Source organism: Flavobacterium sp. B114r, from assembly GCF_056824125.1.
The window spans coordinates 3,676,037-3,700,953 of the sequence record NZ_CP124858.1; the positions used below are offsets into that span (position 1 = coordinate 3,676,037).

Annotated in this window: 19 protein-coding genes; 7 read left to right on the forward strand and 12 right to left on the reverse strand. The window is 34.8% G+C overall.

The features are described from left to right. The first annotated feature begins 403 nt into the window (after window positions 1-403). Window positions 404-787 carry a GreA/GreB family elongation factor gene (locus QLQ94_RS15635; RefSeq protein ID WP_271336137.1) on the forward strand — a complete coding sequence of 128 codons (384 nt, stop codon included), beginning with the start codon at window positions 404-406 and terminating at the stop codon, window positions 785-787. A gap of 78 nt (window positions 788-865) precedes the next feature. Here the strand turns inward: QLQ94_RS15635 and QLQ94_RS15640 are convergent, their stop codons facing one another. Then, the gene (locus tag QLQ94_RS15640; RefSeq protein WP_271336138.1) at window positions 866-2,407 is read right to left on the reverse strand and encodes a hypothetical protein; all 1,542 of its coding nucleotides are present in this window, start codon (window positions 2,405-2,407) and stop codon (window positions 866-868) included. A gap of 428 nt (window positions 2,408-2,835) precedes the next feature. Next, window positions 2,836-3,573, reverse strand: coding sequence for a hypothetical protein (locus QLQ94_RS15645; RefSeq protein ID WP_271336139.1), 738 nt, complete (start codon window positions 3,571-3,573; stop codon window positions 2,836-2,838). 433 nt (window positions 3,574-4,006) lie between these two features. Between QLQ94_RS15645 and QLQ94_RS15650 the strand changes: the two genes are divergently transcribed. From QLQ94_RS15650 to QLQ94_RS15660, 3 genes are read left to right on the forward strand one after another with little or no spacing between them, the layout of a single operon-like run. Beyond that, window positions 4,007-4,201 (forward strand): hypothetical protein, encoded by a 195-nt coding sequence (locus tag QLQ94_RS15650; protein WP_482497728.1) that lies wholly within the window; start codon window positions 4,007-4,009, stop codon window positions 4,199-4,201. A gap of 53 nt (window positions 4,202-4,254) precedes the next feature. After that, complete coding sequence (locus QLQ94_RS15655) at window positions 4,255-4,641, forward strand: hypothetical protein (protein WP_482497729.1); 387 nt, start codon at window positions 4,255-4,257, stop codon at window positions 4,639-4,641. 23 nt (window positions 4,642-4,664) lie between these two features. Beyond that, on the forward strand, window positions 4,665-5,024 hold the full coding sequence (locus QLQ94_RS15660; protein WP_482497731.1) for a transposase: 360 nt from the start codon (window positions 4,665-4,667) through the stop codon (window positions 5,022-5,024). Between the two features lie 231 nt (window positions 5,025-5,255). Here the strand turns inward: QLQ94_RS15660 and QLQ94_RS15665 are convergent, their stop codons facing one another. The 4 genes from QLQ94_RS15665 to QLQ94_RS15680 all read right to left on the reverse strand — a co-directional run bounded on the left by QLQ94_RS15665 (window position 5,256) and on the right by QLQ94_RS15680 (window position 11,605). After that, window positions 5,256-6,761 carry a TolC family protein gene (locus tag QLQ94_RS15665; RefSeq protein WP_482497732.1) on the reverse strand — a complete coding sequence of 502 codons (1,506 nt, stop codon included), beginning with the start codon at window positions 6,759-6,761 and terminating at the stop codon, window positions 5,256-5,258. 9 nt (window positions 6,762-6,770) lie between these two features. Next, on the reverse strand, window positions 6,771-9,884 hold the full coding sequence (locus tag QLQ94_RS15670; RefSeq protein WP_271336820.1) for an efflux RND transporter permease subunit: 3,114 nt from the start codon (window positions 9,882-9,884) through the stop codon (window positions 6,771-6,773). 25 nt (window positions 9,885-9,909) lie between these two features. Then, window positions 9,910-11,016 (reverse strand): efflux RND transporter periplasmic adaptor subunit, encoded by a 1,107-nt coding sequence (locus QLQ94_RS15675; RefSeq protein ID WP_427402642.1) that lies wholly within the window; start codon window positions 11,014-11,016, stop codon window positions 9,910-9,912. Window positions 11,017-11,242: 226 nt separating this feature from the next. After that, window positions 11,243-11,605: a hypothetical protein gene (locus QLQ94_RS15680; RefSeq protein WP_427402643.1), complete on the reverse strand. Its 363-nt coding sequence runs from the start codon at window positions 11,603-11,605 to the stop codon at window positions 11,243-11,245. A 423-nt stretch (window positions 11,606-12,028) separates the two neighbouring features. Here QLQ94_RS15680 and QLQ94_RS15685 point away from each other — a divergent pair, with 423 nt between their 5' ends. Further along, window positions 12,029-13,057, forward strand: a complete 1,029-nt coding sequence (locus QLQ94_RS15685; protein WP_427402644.1) for a rod shape-determining protein — start codon at window positions 12,029-12,031, stop codon at window positions 13,055-13,057. A 147-nt stretch (window positions 13,058-13,204) separates the two neighbouring features. On the opposite strand, the gene QLQ94_RS15690 is transcribed toward QLQ94_RS15685, so the two are convergent. The 6 genes from QLQ94_RS15690 to QLQ94_RS15715 form a co-directional block, all read right to left on the reverse strand. After that, window positions 13,205-13,870, reverse strand: a complete 666-nt coding sequence (locus tag QLQ94_RS15690) for an outer membrane beta-barrel protein (protein WP_482497734.1) — start codon at window positions 13,868-13,870, stop codon at window positions 13,205-13,207. A 15-nt stretch (window positions 13,871-13,885) separates the two neighbouring features. Next, window positions 13,886-15,178, reverse strand: a complete 1,293-nt coding sequence (locus QLQ94_RS15695; protein WP_482497736.1) for a TolC family protein — start codon at window positions 15,176-15,178, stop codon at window positions 13,886-13,888. After that, complete coding sequence (locus tag QLQ94_RS15700; RefSeq protein ID WP_482497738.1) at window positions 15,175-18,303, reverse strand: efflux RND transporter permease subunit; 3,129 nt, start codon at window positions 18,301-18,303, stop codon at window positions 15,175-15,177. Before QLQ94_RS15700 ends, QLQ94_RS15695 begins: the two co-directional genes overlap by 4 nt. Window positions 18,304-18,417: 114 nt before the next feature. Continuing rightward, the gene (locus tag QLQ94_RS15705) at window positions 18,418-19,590 is read right to left on the reverse strand and encodes an efflux RND transporter periplasmic adaptor subunit (RefSeq protein ID WP_427402646.1); all 1,173 of its coding nucleotides are present in this window, start codon (window positions 19,588-19,590) and stop codon (window positions 18,418-18,420) included. Between the two features lie 969 nt (window positions 19,591-20,559). After that, a complete protein-coding gene (locus QLQ94_RS15710) occupies window positions 20,560-21,945 on the reverse strand; it encodes a sensor histidine kinase (RefSeq protein ID WP_271336829.1) in 1,386 nt (461 codons plus the stop codon). Further along, complete coding sequence (locus tag QLQ94_RS15715; protein ID WP_271336830.1) at window positions 21,942-22,622, reverse strand: response regulator transcription factor; 681 nt, start codon at window positions 22,620-22,622, stop codon at window positions 21,942-21,944. Before QLQ94_RS15715 ends, QLQ94_RS15710 begins: the two co-directional genes overlap by 4 nt. Window positions 22,623-22,953: 331 nt before the next feature. On the opposite strand from QLQ94_RS15715, the gene QLQ94_RS15720 reads away from it, so the two are divergent. Beyond that, window positions 22,954-23,787, forward strand: a complete 834-nt coding sequence (locus QLQ94_RS15720; protein WP_271336831.1) for a universal stress protein — start codon at window positions 22,954-22,956, stop codon at window positions 23,785-23,787. Window positions 23,788-23,862: 75 nt separating this feature from the next. Beyond that, window positions 23,863-24,912 (forward strand): beta-ketoacyl-ACP synthase III, encoded by a 1,050-nt coding sequence (locus QLQ94_RS15725; protein ID WP_271336832.1) that lies wholly within the window; start codon window positions 23,863-23,865, stop codon window positions 24,910-24,912. Window positions 24,913-24,917: the final 5 nt, after the last annotated feature.

Here is a 24,917-nt window from a genome sequence, read left to right on the forward strand (position 1 = left end):
GTACTAATAAAATACGTTCAGTGAACTCAATTAGTTCTAAATGTTTCACTTAAATTTTTTAGTGTTTTTTCTTTCAAATAAAAGGGTTAACTTGCAGAAAATTAAATGCATTTATAATAATGACTATTTCAAATTTTTATTTAACTAATAATCACTTGATGCGCCTTATAGGCACGTTGTTATATTTGCATGACGATACTTTCTTAAAAAGTTCGAAAGAGTTTATTAATTAAGCCCTGTCAAAACTCTGGACAGGGATTCTTTTTATTCAGGCAGCTCATTTATTTAATCTTCAATTTTCATTTAGGATTAGGATATCATTGAATTTACCATACACATGAGCTATAAAATGTTCAATGATGAGTTTATATCATACCTATGAAAACGGAGCAAACAGAAAGTTATGTCACAGTCACAAAATATTATTTTAACAACAGGAATATACGATTTAATTAAAGATCACGTAAGAAGAAAAAAAGTAACAGTTGAAGAAGAAGTATTATTGCTTCATGAACTTAAAAAAGCCACACAGGTACTAAGAAGAGATTTACCGGAAGATATCGTTTCTGTAAATAGAAGAGTAACTTATAAAGATTGTGCAACCAATGAAGAAAAAACAGTTGTGTTTGTAGGTCCTGAAAAAAACAAAGTAAGTAAAAACAGAATTTCTATACTTTCTGATGAAGGTATAGCGATGGTAGGATATAAAGAAGGTAATGTTGTAGAATGGCCTGCTAAAAAAGGAAATCTAAAACTGGAAATCTTAAAAGTAGAAGAAGTTGCATAACGAGCTTCTTTAAATGTAAAAACATCCCATAAAGAATTTTTCTTTATGGGATGTTTTTTTATAATTTAAGCGAAAGGATTAATTATCACAGAAAGATCCTATTTGTTTTAAATGTCTTTCGGTCTGGTATTTATTAAAGTTGTCCCATTGTGGAGGAGAACTTGTTTTTTGTCCGTACATAGCATCCAGACAAACATTGTTGTCTTTGTATTTGTCATGTAATACAGCTAATATTTTAAAGAAGAATTGATCTAACATTACGATAGCTTCAAATTCAGATTTAAGAGTACTGTAATTACTGTCTGATGGATTTAGTATTTGCAGTAACTCTAAAACTTCATTCTTTTCGTCTTCCTCTATTTCAGTTAGATAACCCATTTTTAAAGTTTTAAAAACAAGATTATTCCAGGCTTTGCTGTCATGTCCCCATTGAACATCAGGGAGATTTAAAGAGTGCTCACAGATTAAAATAATAGAAAAAAGAACATCATTCAGGTATTCTGCCGGAAACTCATCAAAGCTTCTGAATTCAAAACCGCTTTGGTACATTTTTTCCTGGTTAAAATCAAGACCTACTTCTGATAACATTTCATATTCCATGTCAGCTTCAATCTGATCGCGCCACCAAATGTTTTCCTCTTTTTCGAATTTCAGCAATTTTCTAAATTCATCTACATTATAGGTAAGGATCTTACCTTTTGGCATTGCTTTATTATAAGTTCCAACGCCTATGTAGCGGGACATGGCATTTCGCATTGAACCTAAAGTAAATTTTTTGTCTAAAGTGAATTTATCACTAATAACACCCATAATATCAGGGCTGCCAAGAGTAGCTATAAAAAAAGGCTCAAACCATTGCAATAAATAGATGGCATTGGCATGTGTTTTTTCAAAATCATTATAATCAACAATTCTGCTGTCTTCAGTTAGAGAAGGCAAAGTAATGTGAAAATGGTACGTTCCGTTGTTAAACAAAACCAGGTTTTCCTGATTGGTCATAAACATGTTAAGACCATTATTGTAATCCGGAAAATTTAATTTTTCGTTTAGAACTGAAGATTCATTGATTTTATCAAGGAATAATTTTTTGGTCGCTTTTAGTTCTTTACAAGAATCAGCTATTGTTCTGTTTTCAAAATATTTGGTTACAAATTCGATAGAATCCCCATCAAAATGTACAGAACCCATTGTTTTGTTTCTTTGGGTAATCATACTTTGAATGTTGTAGGGCTGATCCTCAAGGAAAAGTTCCATGATCGATTTTCCAAGATATTCAGGATTTTCAAGCGGTTGTGCAGTTACTTCACCATTTTCTGTATCAATCAATGGTTTTATTGGTGATAATGTCTTGTGCTGATAGTTGATGTCCAGTTTTTCAAGTGAGTGACTGTTCATCATTCGGCTTACTTTATAGTTTTCCGTCAAGCCAAAAGCTTTTTTCAAAACAGGCGCTAAGCTTTCTGGTTTGTAACATTTTCTATAGTCAATACTGTATTTTTCAAAACCAATCTTTTCTTGTATAAATTCACCAGAGACTATTAAGGGATCTTCAAATTGTAAGTAAGTTTCGTTTTCTAATCCTATTCCCCAATAATACTTTTTTGTCTGATTGTCTTTCATTTATACTAATTTTCTTTTTATGGTTTATTAAAATATTTAAAGCTTGTTTTTTATTCGGATGTAATTCCAGTGTGTTAAAATAGGAGACAGGAAGCCTCATAACGGATTAAGCATATTTTGCCTCCATTATAAAAGTTCTTGTTTACTTTTAAAAATATAGGAATTTATATTTTAGGAATTTTGCACTTGTATCGACTAGAAGACCAATTAAGTAGTAAAATTTTATAATGAAGTTATAAAATCACTATCGCTATTAATCGCTTTTGCATCAATAATTTAAGCAAGGGAATAGCTAAATCACAACTTTTGCTATTCTTGTTTTTTCCAAGTTGCAAAAGTAATTCTTTTTTATGTTATTTCCAAGTACTTAATGTATTGGAAATCAATAATAATTTTGAAGACTGAACAATCGGCGTTGTTGTTTTTATTTATTCGTGGTAATAGAGCACGTAGGAGGAATATAACTCATCATTCCACCAATCTTTTCTCACTTCTGCAAAGTAATTATAATTTAACTTTCCTGCTTGTGACTGTAGTGGATATACTACAATGTCATTTTCACGATACGCTTTATGTGTATCAGTTTCGGGAACAACAGGAACAATATGTCCGGAAAGCCCTTTTTCTTTTCTTTTGGCACAAATTATTCCAATTCCGCCATTAGCATTTACTTTATTCTGCATTTCGTCAACAGAAAACATTCTTTTCCATCCAAAACTTGCTCCCCATTCTAAAAACCAATCGTGTAGTGCGCTGGAATAAATGCGATCAACAGTTTGTTCGAAAATAACTTCTACTTCCTGTCCCTGCAAAACTTTTTCCAGAGATTCCGGTGTCCACCAAACTGTTGGCAGATATACTTTAGAGAAATAGCAATAATCATAAGAGTATACATTGCAGTAGGTATCTTCTACAGTTCTTTGGTATCTCAGATTATTTTCAACATCCAATTTATCAATAAGTCGCCCAATGCTTTCTTTTTTACTCGCAACATTTGTCAAATCCCTAAAAGGAATACTGGAATCCATAAGAGGTTTTTCTTTCATTTCCATAGAATCCAAACGGGATTCGGGATCCGGTAATAAATCTACTTTCGTTATTTGACTATTCGGTATTGGATTATCTTCCAGAGGTAACGATGCTACTGATAGGGTATGTTTTTCCATTTTGACTGCTTAAAATTAATTGGCCTAACGCTATAGTAACTGATTATTCGTACAACGTAATTCTATTAACCAAAACGTAAATATATTTTAAACTTTCGAAAGAGCTATAGAAAAAGAGAAAATTTAGAGAAAATTTACAATTAGTTGCGTTGTTAATTGATCATGTTTAGTCGTTGTAGGCAATGTTATTGAATTAAAAAATAACTAATAGGGAGAAAAAAAACACAAAGATTATCCTCTCGACGAAGAGATCTTCGTAAGAGAATTTAATCTTTGTTGAGTTTCGCGTGTGATCTCTCCCTCTGGTCGAGATGACAAGATTGCGGCGACTTATTGAAGCGTAAATCTTTGTCAAAGTTTTGAACCAAGAGTGTAAGGAACTTTTGTAAAAAACTATTATTTTTATTTTCTGTATGTCAATAAATATCAGAAAATGCAAATCAGAACAGAAGTAAAAGAAATATTAAATTATATTTCAGAAGATCAACTTGATTTTTTTGCTCAGCAAACAATGGTTGATTGGAATGCTAAAAAATTAAAAGGTAAGGAATTATTTAAACTTTGTATTTTTGGTATCTTAAATGAAAAAAGAGCCAGTTCCAGAGTGTTTGAGATAAAGCAAAATTAAGCTTATACGACTCAACAATTACAAGTTTATCTGCTTCTTTATTAAGTTTTGGAATGCAAAATGGACAGAAAAATAAAAAAGGAGAGCAAGGTAAAAACAGTATAAAATTCACAATTGGTTTTAGTGAATTGCCATTTAATGTAAATTTTCACAAAGATCAAAAAATGATTAGTGAAGATTTGGCTTTGGGTAATATTCTTCAAGAACACATAAGTAATAAAAAAGATATTGCGGTTTTTGATCGAGGAATGAAGGAAAGAAAAACAATGGTTGAGCTCTCCAATAAGGATAAATATTTTGTTACTCGAATTTACAAATCATCTAAGTATGAAATAGAAAAAGGCAGTAAAGTTATACCGTTGGATTTTGAAGATGAAACTATTAAGTTGATAAAACACAGTAAAGTTCATCTTTATGCCAATCAAAAAAGACTAAAATAGTTTTTAGATTAGTAGAAGGGATATTGAAATCTGATGGAGAAAAAATATTATTTTTAAGCAACTTGCCCGAAGAAGAATTTACAGCAGATCAAATAGCAAAAATTTACAAAAAGCGCTGGGATATTGAGCGTTTCTTTAGATTTATAAAACAAGAACTTAATTTTAAACACTATTTTTCAAGACAGTGGAATGGAATTCAGGTAATGATATATATTATTTTAATTGCATCAATCTTGCTCTTGAGTTACATAAAACTCAATGGCTTAAAAGGATATAAGATCCCCAAAATTTCATTTTGTAATGAATTACAAAATGAAATCATTCAACAAGTAGTAATACATTGTGGTGGGGATCCTAGTAAATTAGAAACATTCAATACATGAAAGAAAGTTCCTTACACTCTTGGTTTTGAACTTTGACAAAGATGATCATACTCTCAATTTTTGTCATTTCCGAAGAAGCGATTCCACTAGTATTTCCGTTTGGATATGCACCAATATTTTTCGGTTTTCCTGTAAAAAAACAAAAAGAGGAACTCTCAGGGTATTGAGAGTTCCTCTTTTATAACTTCAAATTTAATTAAAAAAAAGTGCTTTTGAAGCAATCTTAATCGTTTAATTTATTCCTCCTCCTAAAGCTTTGTACAGTAAAACCTGCGAGTCGGCATTCTTTAATTGTATCTCAACAAAATCAAGTTCAGCCTGAAGTTTGTTTTTCTGGGCACTAATTATTTCGAGATAATTGGCGTAACCGCTCAAATACAAATCATTTGAAACATTTACTGCTATTTCAAGATGTTCGATCTCTTTTGATTTATGCGCTAATACATTCTGAAATGCTTCTGTTCGATGCAACAAAGCACTTAGTTCATTATAAGCAATTGTGATCGTATTTTGATACTGAAGAAATGTAATCTGCTGTTTTTTGTTAGCGATAAAAAACTCTTGTTTGATTTGTCCTTTGTTAAAAATTGGTGCAGAAAGACCTCCAAGCATTTGCCAGGCGAGCGATTTGGGTTCAAAAAAGGTAGAAAAAGAAAAAGAGTTAAGTCCACCGTAAGCTCCAAGATTCAGACTTGGGAAAAAAGCAGCACGCGCCGCTTTGGCATCTGCATTTGTGGCCGATAATTCAAAATAAGCTTCAGACACATCAGGCCTGTTATGGATGATGGAATCTACACTAATTTTTTGATTTAATACTTCGAGATGTCCTGATAAAAAATCAGTACTTCTTTCGATATTACCGCCATATTCTCCCAGAAGGTTCAATAAAGCTTTTTCAGTCTGGTCTATGCTCAGGTACAATTGATCAGCTTCGGCAAGGATATTATTATTTTGCGCATTAAATTGCTGTACGGCTAATTCTGTTGCTTTACCAACTGATCTTTGGGCCGAAATAATATCAAGGGCGTGTTGCTGGGTGACTAGGTTTTTTTTATAAATAATCGCCTGCTTATCGAGCGCAACAAGTTTATAGTAAAGCTCTGCAATGTCTGTTAAGAGTTTGGTTTGCAATAACCTCATTCCTTCTTTTGATGCAAAATACCTCTGACGTGCTGCTTTTTTGCGGTTGCTTAATTTTCCCCATATATCCGCTTCCCAGGATACTTTTCCTGCCAGAAATAAGTTTGGGGTTACATCTGTGGCAATCCTTTGTTTATCGGTTATATTTTGCGAAAGATTGGTATCAAAATTTCCTACGCCATCCATTGTATATTTACCATAACGTGTTCCTGACAAATCTGCCTGAATGTCAAATGAAGGTAATAAAGCAAGTTTAGCCACTTTTAGATGTGAATTGGCAATTGCTATTCTTTCCTGCATGATGAGATAGTCAGGATTTTGAGCAACGGCTTTATCGAGTAATTTTTTTAATTTGGGATCTTTAAAATAGGTATCTGTTTTTAAAGGAATAAAGGCTTCAAGACTGTCTGCTCTTTTTTTATTTTTGGCATCAAAGTTTGCAGGCAGTGCTTTTGCCTTTTGCTGTTCTGCCACTTTAGGGGCAGAACAGGCTAATAAAAGCATGAAGGATGTTAGTATTAAAAAATAATTTAAGTTCTCTTTAGTACGTACCAAAGGTCTTATCATTGTGAGGGATCTATTGATTGAATTTTTCATTGTTTATGTTTATTTTTTCATAGCTTTTTCCATTTTAGCAAACAGGATATAAAGTCCCGGGATAATAATAAGCCCAAAAACAGTTCCTATGAACATTCCTCCGGCTGCGGCGGTACCAATAGAACGGTTACCAATTGCACCTGCTCCTGAAGCGATACACAAAGGAATAAGCCCGGAGATAAAAGCAAATGAAGTCATTAAAATAGGTCTGAAACGAAGTCTCGCGCCTTCTATTGCAGCCTCAGTAATGCCTTGACCTTCTTTGTTCTGAGCCATTGCAAACTCAACAATAAGAATTGCATTTTTGGCCAGCAGTCCTATAAGCATTACCAGTGCGACCTGAGCATAAATATTATTGTCTAATCCCACGATGACAAGGGCGAGATAAGAACCAAAAACACCCACAGGAAGAGATAAAAGTACAGGAAACGGAAGTAATAAACTTTCGTATTGGGCGGCAAGCAATAAGTAGACAAAAAGCAGACACAATGCAAAAATGTATATGGTCTGGTTTCCTGACAGAATTTCTTCGCGTGTCATACCGGACCATTCGAGTTCGAACTTATTTGGGAGTTTTTCTGCGGCAAGTTTCTCAACAGCTGCAATGGCATCTCCTGAGCTATAACCTGCAGCCGGTTCACCATTAATCATGGCAGACATGTACATATTATAACGAGTAAGCACTTCAGGACCATAAACGCGTTCGAGTTTTACGAAGGTCGAGAACGGAACCATTTCTCCGGAATCATTTTTAAGATACATGTCCAGGATACTTTCGGGATTTTTTCGAAACTGAGGACTCGCTTGCACCATTACTTTATACATTTGAGAAAAACGGATAAAGTTTGTCGCATAAAAGGAACCTAACATAGTTTGTAAAGTTGACATGGCATTGTCTACAGAAATTCCTTTTTTGGCGGCCTGATCATAATCAATATGTATGAGATATTGAGGAAAAGTGGCATCAAAACTTGTAAATGAGTTTTGTATTTCCGGAGACGCATTTAATTCTTTTATAAAGTTTCTCGTTACCTCATCTGTGTTACTGATTGGACCACCTGATTTATCAAGCAAACGCAATTCAAAACCACTGGTATTACCAAATCCGGGAACTGTAGGAGGGGCAAAAACCTCGATCTGCGCATCAGAAATTCCTTTTGTTTTCTGGGTTAGTTTGGTAATGAATTCATTTACAGATATATTTCTGTCACTCCAGTCTTTCAGGTTGATCATTCCCATACCATAAGAAGCTCCTGCAATTTCTGTTACAATGCTGTAACCGGCAAGTGTTGTGACATTATCTACACCTTCGATTTCTTTTGCAATACGTGTTACCTCATCAAGTACTTTTTCTGTACGTTCTACTGTTGCGCCTTGCGGAGTAGTAACATTCACATAGACCATTCCCTGATCTTCTGACGGGATAAATCCTGAAGGCAAAAATACAGATGTTCCCCAGGTAAGCGCGCAGAATAAAACCAAAAGACCTATGGTTATAGAACTGCGATCTGCAAATTTTGAAAGTACTCTGATGTATTGTGAAGTGATTTTGTCGAACCATTTATTAAATCGGGCAAAGAAACGATCCAATAGAGACGTTTTCGGTTTATTAGGATCATGCGGCCTAAGCATTATGGCACATAAAGCAGGGGTAAGAGTAAGGGCATTAATACCAGAAATTACAATACTAATCGCCATTGTCAGCGAAAATTGCCTATAGAAAACCCCAACTGGACCGCTCAGGAAAGCTACAGGTATAAATACGGCAGCCATAACAATGGTAATTGCAATAACAGCACCCGTGATTTCTTTCATGGCGCTTATGGTGGCCGGCAACGGATCCATATGTTCTTCGGTAATTTTAACGTGAACGGCTTCAACTACCACGATGGCATTGTCGACGACGATTCCTATCGATAGTACCAAGGCAAAAAGTGTCAAAAGGTTGATAGAAAATCCCATCATTGACATAAAAGTAAAAGAACCAATTAATGCCACAGGTACGGCCAATACAGGAATAAGCGTAGAACGCCAGTCTTGCAGGAATATAAAAACCACAAAGGCTACAAGAATAAAAGCTTCTATAAGTGTTTTTAAAACTTCGTCGATAGAAGCATCAAGAAAACGGGATACATCATAAGCAATATTATAATTCATTCCCGGAGGAAAAGAAGTTCCTTTTAGTTCTGCCATTTTCGCTTTTACGCTTGCAATTACTTCAGAGGCATTAGAGCCCGGGCGCTGTTTTAGCATGATCGAAGCAGAAGGTTTTCCGTCAGTTTTTGAAACCATTCCGTAACTCATAGATCCTAATTCGATCTTTGAGATATCTTTTAATTTTAAAACCGTACCATCTGAATTTGCTCTAAGTGGTATTTCTTCATACTGTTTTGGCTCATAGAATTTTCCGCCATATTTGATTACATATTGCAGCTGACTGTCCAATTGTCCTGATCCTTCACCCACTTTACCGGGAGCAGCAGAGATGTTTTGCTTTTGCAGTGAACTTATAACTTCATTTGCAGAGATATTATACGAAAGCATTTTTTGAGGATCAAGCCATACCCTCATCGAGTACTCTTTTTGTCCCATTATTTCGGCACGTCCTACACCATCAATACGCTTTAGTTCCTGAAGAATGTTGATATCTGTGAAATTAAAAATAAACTGTTCGTCCTGAATGTCATCCGTACTGGTAATATTCAGGTACATCAACATACTGTTTACTTCTTTTTCTGTAGTTACTCCGGCCCGAATCACTTCTTCGGGAAGTTCATCGAGTATGGTCGTTACCCTGTTTTGTACGTTTACCGCAGCCAGATCAGGATCAGTTCCTACTTCAAAAAACACCTGTATAAGGGTGAGACCATCATTTGATGTTACAGTAGACATATACGTCATTCCCGGCACACCGTTTATGGCGCGCTCTAGAGGTAATGCAACGGCATTGACGGATACTTCGGCATTGGCTCCGGTATATTTTGCTGTTACGGTTACTGACGGGGGAACAATATCCGGAAATTGTGTTATAGGCAATTGGAACAAGGCTAATATTCCGAGGAGAACTATCATAACCGAAATGATTAATGATAATATTTTTCTCCTGATAAATAACTCTATCATTTTATATCTTTTTAATTGTAATTAATTACAAGCTTACGCTTTGCATTTGTTTCATGTTTATTTTGTCGCCGTCTCTTAGTGATTGTGTTCCTTCCTGAACAATAAGGTCATCTTTTTTCAAACCTTTGTTTAGAATGTAGACATCATCAAGAGTGCTTGCAATGGTTATATTGGTCATCTTTACGATGCCTTCTTTGTTGACAACGAAGACAAATTGCTTGTCCTGAATAGAAAAAACAGCTTTGTGAGGTATTAAAACAACATTAGTTCTTGGTTCTGAAATAATTAAATTTCCGGATGTTCCGTGTTTTATAAATCCTTGTGGATTACTGAATTTAGCTTTGTATTGAATAGAACCGGTTTGTCTGTCAATATCTCCATCGGCAGTTTTCAGTTCTCCTTTATGATCGTATACTTTTCCGTTTGGCAATACCAGTTTGATATCTCCATTGGTATTAAGGCTTTTGTCTGCCATCATTTCGAAATAAGTATTTTCAGGGATAGAGAAATAGGCATATACGTCGTCTAGCTGCGAAAGTGTTGTAAGGAGCGAACCGTTTTCGACAAGACTTCCTTCCTTAAACGGAATACGGTCTATTGTTCCTTCGAAAGGAGCACGTATTGTAGTAAAACTTATTTGCTGATTGATCGATTTTTTTTCTGCGGCAGCATGAGCCACTTTAGCTGATGCGGCATCGTGTTTTGCTTTGGATAATTCTAATTCCTGACTCGCAATTACTTTTTTATTGTACAGCGTTTGTGCCTGTTCAAGTTCTACAGTTGCAATTCGAAGATCGGCCATTGTGTTTTTATACACTGCCTGAGCTTTTAGAAGCTGTATTTGGAGTTCTGCGTCGCTGATTTTAAAAAGAAGTTGCCCTTTTTTTACTTTTTGACCTTCGCTGATAAAAACTTTATCCAGCAATCCCGGTATGCGCACATGGATTTCGACATTGTTTTTTGCATGAACATCAGCAACAAACTTGTTTGAAACTATAGTGTCTGTTAAGGTAATTTTATATACTGGCAGTGTTTTTATATTGTCGGAATCTTTTTTTGTTTTATCCCCGCAAGAGATTAGAACTAAGAATGATAAACTGTACAAGAGACTTTGATTTTTACTAATGATCATAATTGATTTTTAAAATTTTATATAAATATATCGCCTCCCTTATAATGATTTACAGGGAGTCGTAGTGAACTGAATTTTGAAAATGGAAAGCGCGCCGGATGCTGCCTTTACAGGCAGTACGGTTCTTGAAAACTATTTTTAGAGCTTACATATTCTTTAAAAATAAAGAACATAAAATGCCATTACAGAAAGGATTCTATAGCTAAAAACAGGAAATAATAAAATTCTAGAAAAGTTGATACAGATGGAGGTGGGTGTGTTGCTGACACTGGTATATTGAGGTAATACCGTAGATCAGACCATTTTTTAAGATCTTAAAGTGAACTAACTTGTTGTTGTAAAAGTTTTTTAAGATGCAGCTTACTGAGCTTCCATTACGATTTTTAAGGTTTTTCTTTACTACAAAATGAATGTCCAGATCGCTGGATAATGAGATTGTAGAAGATTCTACCTGAGGAATATCAGAAGCCATAAAAAGATCCTGTGACTGATTGTAATGCAGTTCAGAAGGATATTGATAATATTCTATGCAGCCAACAAATGTAAGCACGAATACTAAAATAAGAGATATGAACTTAAGATGTTTCATAGTTGAACGGGCATTCTTTGCTTTTGGATATCTAAATAGATGTGCTTATAGGTAATATGGCGCCAAATATAGTAATTTGGGAATTGAATGTTTATTAAATTTTCTTTAAAAAATCACAATTAGAAAGATGATAATATTAAATTAACTTATTTATAGCATCTTAACGTTTTCTTTAATTTTGATAGTTTTCTCTTTTTGTAGTCCAATTTTTTAGTTCATAGGATAATTTTTTATTTTTTATTGGTTCTCTATATTTTAGGCTTCAAATTTTATGCAGTACAATTTTGTTTGGCAGGCAAGTATATGTAGGAATTTTAATTTTCTAATATGTTAAAGAATATCTTAAATATAATATTGTGTGCCTGTATTTTATAATACAGAGAATAAAACAGTTATAATGACGTTCTTAAACAAAACGATATTATGGGTTTATTTGATTTTATGATGGCGGAGATAGCGATGGATTTGGGTACTGCTAACACTTTAATAATATATGACGGAAAGATAGTAGTAGACAGCCCTTCGATCGTCGCAAGAGATATTAGAAACGGAAAAATTATTGCGGTAGGCAAAGAGGCAAGTTTAATGCAGGGAAAAACGCATGAAAATATAAAAACAATCCGACCGCTTAAAGATGGGGTTATTGCAGATTTTGATGCTTCGGAGAAAATGATCAGCTGGTTTATAAAAAACATACCTGAATTAAAGAAGAACTTTTTTACTCCCGCATTGCGAATGGTAGTCTGTATTCCAAGTGGTATTACTGAGGTAGAAATGAGAGCCGTAAAGGAATCTTGCGAACGGGTAAACGGGAAAGAAGTCTTTTTAATTCATGAACCTATGGCGGCTGCGATTGGGATTGGTCTGGATGTAATGCTGCCTAAAGGAAATCTTATTGTTGATATTGGCGGGGGAACTACAGAAATTGCAGTGATTGCGCTTGGCGGAATAATTTGCGATAAGTCGATAAAAATTGCAGGTGATGTTTTTACTAATGATATTTTGTATTACATGAGAACGCAGCACAATTTGTATATTGGAGATGCTTCTGCAGAGATGATAAAGATTCAGGTTGGTTCTGCAATGGAAGAACTGGAACACGCCCCTGATGACATGACGGTTCGCGGAAGGGATTTGCTTACCGGAAAACCTAAAGAGATTAAGGTTACTTACAGAGAAATTGCAAGAGCGCTGGATAAGTCAATACAAAGAATTGAAGATGCTATTATGGTAACGCTTTCTTTGACGCCACCGGAATTATCAGCGGATATTTATAATACGGGATTGTATCTCGCAGGCGGAGGAGCAATGTTACGAGGCCTTGACAAAAGATTATCACAAAAAACAGATTTACCGGTTTATATTGCCGAAGATCCTTTAAGGGCTGTAGTTGTTGGTACTGGAATTGTCCTGAAAAATATAGCGAAGTATAAAAGTGTACTGATAAAATAAATGCAAGTGTATGAGTTTTAAAAAAAACACTGCCTGCATATAAATTGAACACGAATTTCAAGAATTTTCACAAACTGGGTTAATCCACAGTAAATTAGTGATAATTAGTGAAATTCGTGTTTAATTTATACTCATTGGCAAAAGCAATCAATTATCCTTAAACCTGTATCCGAGTGTAACAGAGAAGCTTTCATTATAAATTTTCCATTGTTGTTGGGTATCGGCATTTTCTAGTATGGGGACAAAGCCGCGAATAAATCTTCCTCCAATAGTGATTCCGTTTGATAATTCATAATTAATACCAGTTACAAATCCGGCATCCATTTTCTGGCTGTAATTTTCTGAAGCTGTGCCATTGCCATAAATAGATTTATCGGTATAGGTATTTCCATCGGCATCTTTATACTGTACCGACGCATTTAATAACAATCCTAGATAAGGTCCTGCATAAATTTGTAACCCTCTGTAATAAAAAGTGGGGCTAACGGGAAAGATATCAATATACTGACGTTTAAATTTGCTTGAAAACTCAGGATTTATCCCATCATCAATTTTGATTGTCATCAATTGCCGACTATAGAATAGTTCATGTTTTAAACCAAAATATTTGGATGTTTTATTATCGATTGTAATTCCTATAATCTGTCCTGTTATACTTTTTTGAGAACCATTACTGGATAAATTATCTATATTTTTCCCCGTCAAAGAAGTTCGGTTAATACCGCCACTTATTCCAAAAGTTAACCCTTCTTGTTGCGCGCTGATTTTTAGTATAAAAAAGAGCATAAAGCAGATTGTATATGTGTTTTTCATTATTTCTATATTTTTCTAAAAATTAATATCCCAAATTCCAGCTGTTTTTTCGAGTTCAACCAGTGCAGCAGCATAATTGTAGAGAGTTTCATAATAATTAAGTTGTGTTTCATTATAAGTTCGTTGGGCATTTAAAACTTCGAGTAAACTGGTTTCTCCACGTTTGTAACTGTATATTTTTCCATCAAGGAGGCGTTGCGCATCGGCCAGTAAGCCGGTATTAAATTGTCGGACTTGTTTTTGTGTAGTGAGATAATTTAACCATGCCTTTCGAACTTCTGTCTGAATCTGCAATTCAGTTTGTTGGTACAAAATCTCGGCTTGTTGTACCGTATATTCGGCTGCTTTTAATTCTCCTTTATTCCGATTAGAAAATTTAAGAGGAATAGAAATACCGGCAGAAACTGCATTCGTAGATGGAGTAGGAGCTACAACATTAGTAACTACAGAAGTACTTTCAACACCCATATTTACGCCGAGGTCCAGCATTCTGTTTGCTTTAGTTAGTTTTAAAACATCCTGCGATACGTTTTTGTTTTTAAGTGCTGCCAATAGATCAGTTCGATTGTTTTTGGCAGAAATAATAAGCTCGTTCAAATTAAATAAGCGATCAAAATTTGTTAAATCCCCAATGGGAGAATACAGCGTGTCTGCTTTTTGATTCCCCGTCAAAGTAGCAAGTTCGAGTAAAGCAGTTTTCCAATCCGCTTCACTTTGGTACACATCATTAAGCATAGTATGGGCTTCGAGTTTACTTTGGCGCGCATCTATTTCGGCTATACTTCCCAACTTAAATCGAATACTATCTGCTACAGCAATGTTTTTAAGAATAGTATAGGAGTTTAATTGCACCTTGAATATTTCTATTTGTTTTAAGCTGGTTAAGTATTCTAAAGTAGCATCGGCACGCAGGTTACGAAAATAATCTTCCAGTAAAGCTTTGGTCAGTTCGTTGGTACTTTTTGCAACGTTTATTCGGGCTTTGCGTTTTCCGCCCAGTTCTAATGTCCAAGTTATTTCAGTGGAAAAGCCATAACCCATTTGCATTCTTCGCTGCCCGTTATCACTAGCGCCTATGGCCAGTTCAGGATCAGGGAATACTTTTGAGGCCTCGATATTCGCTTCGGCAATATTGACATTAAATTTTTCGGCAGCATATCCTAAATTATTTTTATTTACTAAGGATAAGAACTCGGGATAATTCATTTTTACTCGTATAAATGTGGTGTCAATCTGAGCATTTGACACAGTCGAAATAGTGAGTAATACCGAAAGTATCACCCATTTGGTTTTTATATTTTTAATCATAATATATTATTTTTCTGATTGTCGATTTTATTTTCTAATACTTCGTTTTCCTGACCAAATTTCTTCTCGATGAGGTAATAAAGAGCGGGTAAAACAAATAGTGTCAGGATTGTAGAGAATAATAATCCGTATACAATTACGGTTGCCAAAGGTCTTTGTACATCACTGCCGATGCCTGTTGCTAATGATGCAGGTAATAATCCTAATACGGCAACAGTTGCTGTCATCAATACGGGACGAAAGCGTTGTTTTGCTCCATTTGTTACGGCGATGAGTAAAGCCATTCCGTTTTTTCGAAGCTGATTGATGTGTGAAATCATAATAACCCCATTTTGGATTGCAACGCCAAACAAAGCAATAAAACCAACTGCCGATGATACATTAAGGGTCATACCTCGAATATTAAGTGCTAACATTCCGCCAAATAATGCCAAAGGAACAATACTCATTAGCAATCCTGCCTGACGAAATTTCCCAAAAGCCCCATACAATAACACAAACATTAAGGCAAGTGCCAGCGGTACAATAACTGCCAGATGACTGTAAGCCCGTTCCTGATTTTCAAATTGTCCGCCCCATTTTATTTTATAGTGTTCGTGATCATATTTTACATTCTTTTCGATTTTATCTTGTGCTTCGCTGAGGAAAGAACTTAAATCGGCACCTCTTAAGTTCAACCGAACCGTAAGATGACGTTTGTTCATTTCTCTGGCAATAGTACTTTCTCCTGTATTGAGTTTGATATCGCATACCTGAGATAACGGAATTTTAATACCCTCGGAATTCGTCAACATCAGGTTTCCAATTTTTTCAGGAGTGTTCCGGCTTTCTTCATTGTAGCGTGTGATGATATCGTAGACTTTATTGCCTACAAAAATCTGAGAAACCGCTTTTCCGCCCATTGCTACTTCTATTAATTCTGATACATCGTCTACATTCAATCCGTATTGTGCGATTTTCTGGCGATCGGCAATAACTTGTATTTGCGGTAAAGGAGGTTCCTGATCGATAGCAAGGTCAACGGCCCCTTTTACACTTTCCAGCGTTTTGATGACATCTTCGGCAATTCGACGGGTTTCTTTATAATCTTCCCCGTATATTTTTACCACCAATTCGCTGTGTGCTCCGGAGATTTTATCCATTACACCATCAATCATAGGTTGCGAGAAACCAACATTGTATCCTGGCATAGCCGCATATTCAGCAGCAAGCTCTTTGATTAAATCTGCTTTGGTTTTACCTGATTTCCATTCCCTATAAGGTTTTAATCCAATACTGCATTCGAAATGAGAAGGTGTCCAGGCATCAGTTCCATCATCATTGCGTCCTGATTGTACCATCATATAAGTCACTTCTTCATGTTTTAAAGTCCTATGACGAAGTGTATCACTCATTTCTTTTGATTTCTCTAAAGTTATCCCCGGCGGCAACGAAACCTGTAACCAGACGGAACCTTCATCGAGTGGCGGTAAAAAATCTTTTCCTACCATTACGGTAAGAATAAAGGCAAGAGTCAGTACTGCAATCAAAGGAGCAAAAACTTTTTTTGGAGCCTGCATTATTTTTAAAATTCCGTTGTGATAAGAAACGGTAAGTTTATCCAGCCATTTATTATGATACATTTTTTGTGGCTTACGATAGATAAAATAAGCCAGTCCCGGAATTAGTAGTAATGCAGCCAATAAAGCACCAAAAAGGGCGTAGCCAACGGTAAATGCCATGGGTGTAAATAACTTTTTCTCTACCCGCTCAAAAGCAAACAATGGCAGGTAAGCTGTTATGATAATCAAGGTGGCAAAAAAGATAGGCCGCGCAACGCTTTTTACACTAAAGGCTACGCTTTTTTCGGTGAGTTCTTCCTTTTCATTGTCTTCCCGTTTTTTCAGGATGGTTTCCATCATTACAATAGCTCCATCTACAATAATTCCAAAGTCAATAGCTCCAAGTGAAAGCAAGTTGGCGGGAATATTGGTAAGTTTCATAAGGATAAAAGCAATTAAAAGCGAAATAGGGATTGTAATTGCAACTAATAATGCACCTCTCCAGCTGCCTAGAAAAATAATTAATACGATGATTACCAAAGCCATTCCTTCTAATAAAGTATGAGAAACGGTGGTAAGTGTAGTATCTACTAAATCAGTTCTGTCTAAAAAGGCATGAATCTGAACCCCTTCAGGAAGATAATTTTTGTTTAAATCATCAACAGCTTCGTTTACACCTTTCAGCACTACTGATGGATTTTGGTTTTTTAGCAAAAGCACAATCCCTTCGATATTATCCGAATAATCTGCACCGCGTTTGTCTGTATATCCCAAGGCGCCTTTACGCTCCAGATTGCCGTATTTTAATTTCCCCAGATCATTTAAATAAACAGGAACACCATTTACTGATTTTACTACAATACGACCGATATCGTCCAGATTTTTTACTAAACCAATTCCGCGTACTACATACGACTGATCACCACGATCGATGACACTTCCGCCAACATTGGCATTGTTTTTTTCGATAGTTTCCGTTATTTCACTTAGCGATAAACCGTATTGTTCTATTTTTCGAGGATCCAATTCAATTTGATATTGAGTTGTGATCCCTCCAAAATTAGTAACATCGGCAATGCCTGAAACCTGTTTTATTCTTGGAATAATAGTATATTCTTGTAACTCGCTTAATTTACGTAAGTCATGGCTTTTACTTTCAATGATGTAACGATATATTTCTCCTGTAGGAGAGGTAAGCGGGTCTAAACCAGGCTTTGCTCCATAAGGTAATTCGACATCGTTCAAACGTTCCTGAATTCTGGTTCGGGCGAAGTAATCCTCGATTCCATCATCAAAAACGATAGTTACCATAGATAGGCCAAAAGTGCTTTTGCTTCGCATCACATGCATGCCCGGTAAACCATTTATAGCGCGTTCTATTGGAATCGTGATTTGTTGTTCTATCTCTTCCGCAGCTAAACCCGGGACCTGTGTGACTACTTGCGAGGTTACATCGCCAATATCCGGGTAAGCTTCTACAGAGAGCTTTGTCCAGGAATAGTAGCCAAATAGGGATAGAAGTAAAAACAAAGCCAGAATGAGCCAGCGTTTTGCTATTGTTGTTTCAAATATATTTTTTTTCATACGAGTGTTTGTTAAGTTGCTAAGGTTCTAAGTTGTTGATTTGCTGAGTTGCTAAGTTTTTGAGACTGTGACTGAGCACTGAACACTGAGCACTGCGACTGAATACTTTTTAGTCTATTTCGCTTCCAGCAGATAAAAAGCACCTTCGCTTATGATGGTTTCATTTGGTTGTAATCCGGATAAGATTGCTATTTTTCCTTTGTCAGAAATTCCTGTTTCGACATAACGTCTCATATATTTTCCTTTTGCAATCTGAACAAAAACAAAGCTTTTGTCATTAAACTGTAATACAGCTTTAGCAGGAACAAAGAGCGTATTCACGGGTGTGTCGATAAATTTTACGGTTACATACATTCCCGGTTTCAGGGTGTGATCATTATTAATACATTCGATTAAAACCTGTACGCTTCGGGTAGCTTCGTCCACAATTTCTTCTACATGGTATACCTTTCCTGTAATTTTTTTATTAGGGTAAGAAGCGACCTGAATTTCTGCACCATCTAATTCGTGAATAAAACGGATGTCTTTTTCTTTAACCTGACCCACAACCCAAACTTTTTTTAAATTGGCGACTTTAGCTTTCGGGGCATCATCATCTTTTATGTATTGTCCCATTACGACTTCATTTGTTATAATTTCTCCGGCAATAGGAGAGGTGATTACAAGTGATTGACCAAAAACAAGTTTATCGATATTGACTCCAAATATTTTTAAGCTTGCTATCGCATTTTGATATTCTTTTTCACTCACCTCAAAATTTGTTTCTGCTTCTTCAAGATCTTTTTGAGAACCAACACCATTGGTCTTTAAATCCTGTTGGCGTTTTAATGAAAGTTTAGCAATTTGATAAGCAGATTTTGACTGAAAAAAGTTTTTTTGAGCATCAATAAAATCGGGGGAAACCATCTCAAAAAGAGGCGTTCCGGGTTGTGTTTTCATTCCCAGTTTTAAATAAATTTTTGTAACCCTGCCGGAAAATGGAGGCGCGATTTCGGCATAAGAATTTGGAATTGCTTTTACTGTTCCGGCTGTTATTAATTCTAATTGAAAGGGTTCGTTTTTAACAGTTTCTAGTTTTATTTTAGGAGCAATTATCGAGGTTACAGGAATAGTAATGGTATCTTTTTGTAAAGAAAAATTTTCAGTTCCTTTTGTTTCCGTTTTGTTGCCACAAGCTGTAAAAGCGGTTGCAGTAATTAAGATTAATAAAATTTTTTGGTATCCAAATTTTAGATTTTGGATTTTTGTTCTCTGTATTCTACAGCTGGTTTTTCTTTTATTTGTCATAATAGTATTGATTTAAATAATATGTTCTGCGATTGTTGTTATTAGGCAATAACAAGACTATATCTTATAAAATGCTGAGGTACAAGTCTCATTAAGGATTGAATTTTGTGGTTTTTTCTGCTAATATTTAATCAGCATTTCGTTTGTGGAGGAATTTAAAAAAAGGATTTCGACATGATTTTTTTTGGTTTTAATTCGCTGCTGCGAAAAAGTCAATGACATGTCTGCAGAAGTGAAATTTATATTTTTTGTTTACCGGGAAGAGGAGGGATATCCATTTTTTTAATTTTTTGTTTCGTAAAATATTTTCCGTTTATGATGGTGCAAAAATAGAACAAGCCCCGAAGAGGAGCCATTAGAGATGTTTTAGAAAAAAATTAGAATTTTATTAGAGACCGATATAATCCATTCAGAAATTTCCGATACGTTTAAAGTAAATTGGAATAATAGTAATGTTTATGTTTTTAAGTTATTGATTCCAAAGTCCCGGCGGGACAATATGTTTATAGCATTTTTTTGCCCATTTAAAGTGTTAGGGAATATATATATATGATAATGTGCGGAATTTGTGGTAAAAAAAATGGCAACAATTCTTTTGATCAATGGAGAAAAAAATATCTAACAGGTTTTAGAAACCTGTTAGCATAGCGTAATAAATATTACAGAATAAATTCGTGAAAATTCGAGGAATTTGTGGCTAAAAAAATGAAAACAATTCTTTTGACCAATGGAGAAAAAAATACCTAACAGGTTTTAGAAACCAGTTAGGATATTGTAATAATATAACAGAATAAATTAGTGAAAATTCGAGGAATTCGTGGCTAAAAAAATGAGAAATAATTCTTTTGATTAATGCAGAAAAAATACCTAACAGGTTTCTAAAACCTGTTAGGATAGCGTAATAAATACCACAGAATAATTAGTGAAAATTCGAGGAATTCGTGGCTAAAAAAACAAAAAAAAAGAGTTTTATACGATGGTATTATTGATACCATGATAAAGTTCAACCGTAAATATGGTTCCTAATTTTTTATCTGATGCAACAGAAATGTTTCCATGATGCAGAAAGATGATTTTTTGGGTCAGTGATAATCCAATGCCATTTCCGTCAGCATAGATTCTATTTAATCCTCTGTAGAATGGCCTGAAAATATGTTTTAAATCCTCTTCCAGTATACCAATACCATTATCGATAAATTGCAAAATAATTTTCTCTTTTTTTAATGATACTATAACTTTACTCTGTTTGTTTTCTGAGAATTTACAGCCATTTTCAAACAAGTTGACAAAAGCGACTTTTAGCAGATATTCATTCCCATTAATTGTAATTTGATCATCGTCTTCAAAATCCTCTTCAAAATGTATTGTGATGGTATAATTTGCATTTGACTTTTGAACTTGTTGTCTGGCATCTAACAAAATTTCGTCGACACGAACTTGTTTGAATGCAATCTCCGAAGGATCATAATTAGCTTTGGCAAAATCAAGTAAACCATTCGACAATTTTGCGAGTTTTTTAGCATCTTGCAAAGTGTTAAGAATAGCAACTTTATATTCTTCATTATTGCGTTCCTTGTTAGTCGATAGTTCCAGTTCTGTAATAATTGCAGAAAGCGGCGTGCGCAATTCGTGAGAAATATTAGAAACAAATTGTTTTTGCGAATCAAAAGAGTTTTCTAATCGATTCAGCATTTTATTAAAAGTAGTTGCCAGTTCAGAAATCTCGTCTTTGCTTTCGTTGGTATACAATCGTAAATCAAGATTTGTAGCCGAAATAGTTTTTGCTTTATCCGTCATTCTCACAATAGGTTCAAATGTTTTTTTAGAAAAAAACCAACCTGCAATATAGAGAAATAAAATAGAGATAATAAAAACAATAATACAGGTTTTGAGCAAGTTATGTAGTTTTATGTATCCAAAACCATCGTAAGCTGCTGCTGTTACCACATATTCTTTGCCCTGAAATTTATATTTCATGCCTATAACCTGCCAATCATCCTGATAAAATTTGATTTCATTTTTCTGCTCGATTTCATCAATCATTGATTTTGTTTCCTTTACAACGTCAATATCAACAGCATCGTGGTATAATAACTGAAAAGAACTGGTATAAATTGCGACTTCAACTTCATTTAAGGTAGCGCGATTGTTTCTGTATATGTTTTGTAAAGTTTTGCTGTCTACTTTGGCATTAAAAAACAGATTCGCTTTAGTAATGGCTTCTTTTTTGAGTAAGGTGTAGAACTCTTTTTCTCTGTTTTTGTTAGCAGAAATCAGGATAATAGCAGCAAATATTAGTAAAATAGTAGCTGTTGTAAGTGTAAACAATATGGTTAATCGTGTTCTTATTTTCATTCCGCTTTCAAAATAAATCCCATTCCAGATCGGGTATGAATAAGTTTTTTGTCAAAATCTTTGTCGACTTTTTTTCTTAGGTAATTAATATATACGTCGATAAAATTTGTACCAGTATCAAAATGAGTGTCCCATACTTTTTCTGCAATTTCGGTTCGTGATAAAACACGATCAGAGTTTTGAAGCATATACTCTAAAAGTTTAAATTCTTTAGGAGTAAGATTTATTTCAGTATCGTTTCTCTTTACATTTTTGGTTTGCATATTCATTTCAAGATCGTCATATTTTAAAATGAATCCGGTATTGTTTACAGCACCATTCGTTCGTTTCAATAAAGCCCTGATGCGAACCAAAAGTTCACGCATTTCAAAAGGTTTGGTAAGATAATCATCTGCACCGGCATCAAAACCTTCTACTTTATCATCTGTAGTGCCTAGCGCAGTCAACATTATAATGGGTAAGTCCGGTTTTACCTGGCGTATTTCCCTGCACAAATCAAGACCATCAAGCTTTGGTAAAATAATATCAGTAATAACCAGATCATACGGATTATTAAGAATCAATTTTTTTCCGGAGACTCCGTCATAGGCCATCGTTGGAATAAAACCGTGCTCATTTAGTCCCCGTTGTATTAATTCAGCTACCCTTTGGTCGTCTTCTATTATTAAAATTTTCATCGATACAAAGTTATAATATTGAAAGTAGATTAGGGGAAAATTAATAAATAATAATATTTACCATCATAAAACATTATAAAATCAAATTTAATGGAATGCGTTGATTTTTATAATTTGACAACATTAAGACCTGTTTTTAAGATTTTTCAACTCAAATGAAGATTATAAAACACTATTCTCTTTTTTCAGACTTAGAAAGGATGTTCGGTATTATTTTCGGTAGCTTAAAACTACGGTTGAGCATTAAAAAATGATCTTACAGTACTTTTTATAAGAGACCGAAATTATTAATTAATCAATTTTACGAGAATAATTGCTTAATTGATACTTTATGACTTTAACTCCTACCATTATAGCAGCAACTAATTTTTCTGCTATTGCAAATAATGCGGTGAATTATGCTGCCGGACTTGCAAAAAGCGCAAATGCTAAACTTATACTTTTCAATTCCTTTTCGTTAAGTGTTCACAGTGCCAATTCGCAAATTACAGCCCACGGTCTGCAAAAGCAGCTGGATCAGGCTACAGAGAAGCTCAATGCTTTAGGAAAAGATCTTTCTGCACTTTTTAATATCGAAGTAAGCTGTGTTTGCAGTTATTCTTTTTTAGAAGATGAGCTTGCTGTTTTAATTGATACTACCAAAGCTGAACTTATTGTTATGGGTATGGCAGAACGCTCTTTTGAACAGGAGTTGCTGGGTAATTCAACTACGTCTGTGATAAAGAATTTGCATACACCGGTATTGGCTGTTCCTTTGAATGCCCGTTTTCAAAATATCAAAAAAATACTATATGCCTGCGACACTTTAAGCTTTTCTTCTATTAAAAGATTTAGCTGGTTAAGAGACATGGTTGGGAACATTGGAGCGGAGGTAGAATTTTTTAGTGTAAATGAAAAAATAGACGATCTAAAGCAGGAACAAGAGCGTTTATTATTGAATTCTACACTCGAAGAAGAGTTTCAAGAGGTCAAATACCTGTATAAGACGGTAAAATCGAATTCAGTCATTAATGAGATAAAGAAAGAAATTAACAATTATGATGCGGATATCTTAGTAATGGTGCCACAAAAATATGGTTTTTGGGATTCTTTGGTGCATAAAAGTAAAACTAGAATTATGGCTGCAGGTTTAAGCGTTCCATTGTTGTCTTTTCCAAATTTCTGACGTTATTTTGCAGTATCTTTTTTATTATATAAAAAACAGCAAAAAAAGAAAATCAAAATAACAAAAACAAAAACAATGAAGGCAACAATTACAGCTATAGGTGGCTTCGTACCAAGTTCTATACTTAGTAATGAGATGATTTCAAGAATGGTTGATACAACCGGAGAATGGATTGAAAAAAGAACCGGAATAAAGGAACGAAGAATAGCTACTGATGAAAATCTGTCGACTTCGGATCTTGCAAGTGCAGCAATTGAAAACTTATTAGATACATATGAAGTTGATCGTTTAGAAATAGATGGCTTAGTATTAGCTACTGCAACGCCTGATCATCTTCTTACCCCAACAGCCAGTAAAGTATGTGAAAAGAACGGATTTGCAAATGCATTTGGTTTCGACTTAAACGGTGCCTGCAGCGGATTTTTATATGCGTTGGAAATGGCGACTACAATGATCGAAAGCGGACGCTACAAAAAGGTTATCGTTGTGGGAGCAGATACAATGAGTTCTATCGTAGATTATGAAGATAGAAATACTTGTATTCTTTTTGGTGACGGAGCAGGAGCAGTTCTTTTAGAAAAAACAGAATCTGAATACGGGGTAATGAAAAGCATCCTGAGAACTGACGGTAGTGGTACATCATCACTATTAGTGCCTGCAGGCGGTTCTAAAGTACCATCCAGTATGCAAAGTATTTTGCATAGAGAGCATTTTATCAAACAAGAAGGTTCATTTGTATTTAAAAAAGCAGTTGAATCTATGACAAGCGTTTCACAAGATGCTTTGTTAAGTAATGGTTTAAGTGTAGAAGATGTTGACTGGGTTGTGCCACATCAGGCTAATCTTAGAATTATCAAGTCTGTAAGCGAGCATTTGAATATTAGTATTGAAAAGGTAAAAGTAAATATCGAAAAATACGGGAATACAACATCAGCAACTATTCCGTTATGTTTATGGGATTTTGCAGCTGATTTTAAGGAAGGTCAAAACGTATTGATTACTACTTTTGGAGCTGGATTTTCATGGGGAGCAACTTGTGTAAAATGGGGAGTTATGCGTGAACTTAAAGCTGTAAAAGAATCTAAAAATGACAACTTACTAGAGCACGATTTGATGTATCAATAGAAAAG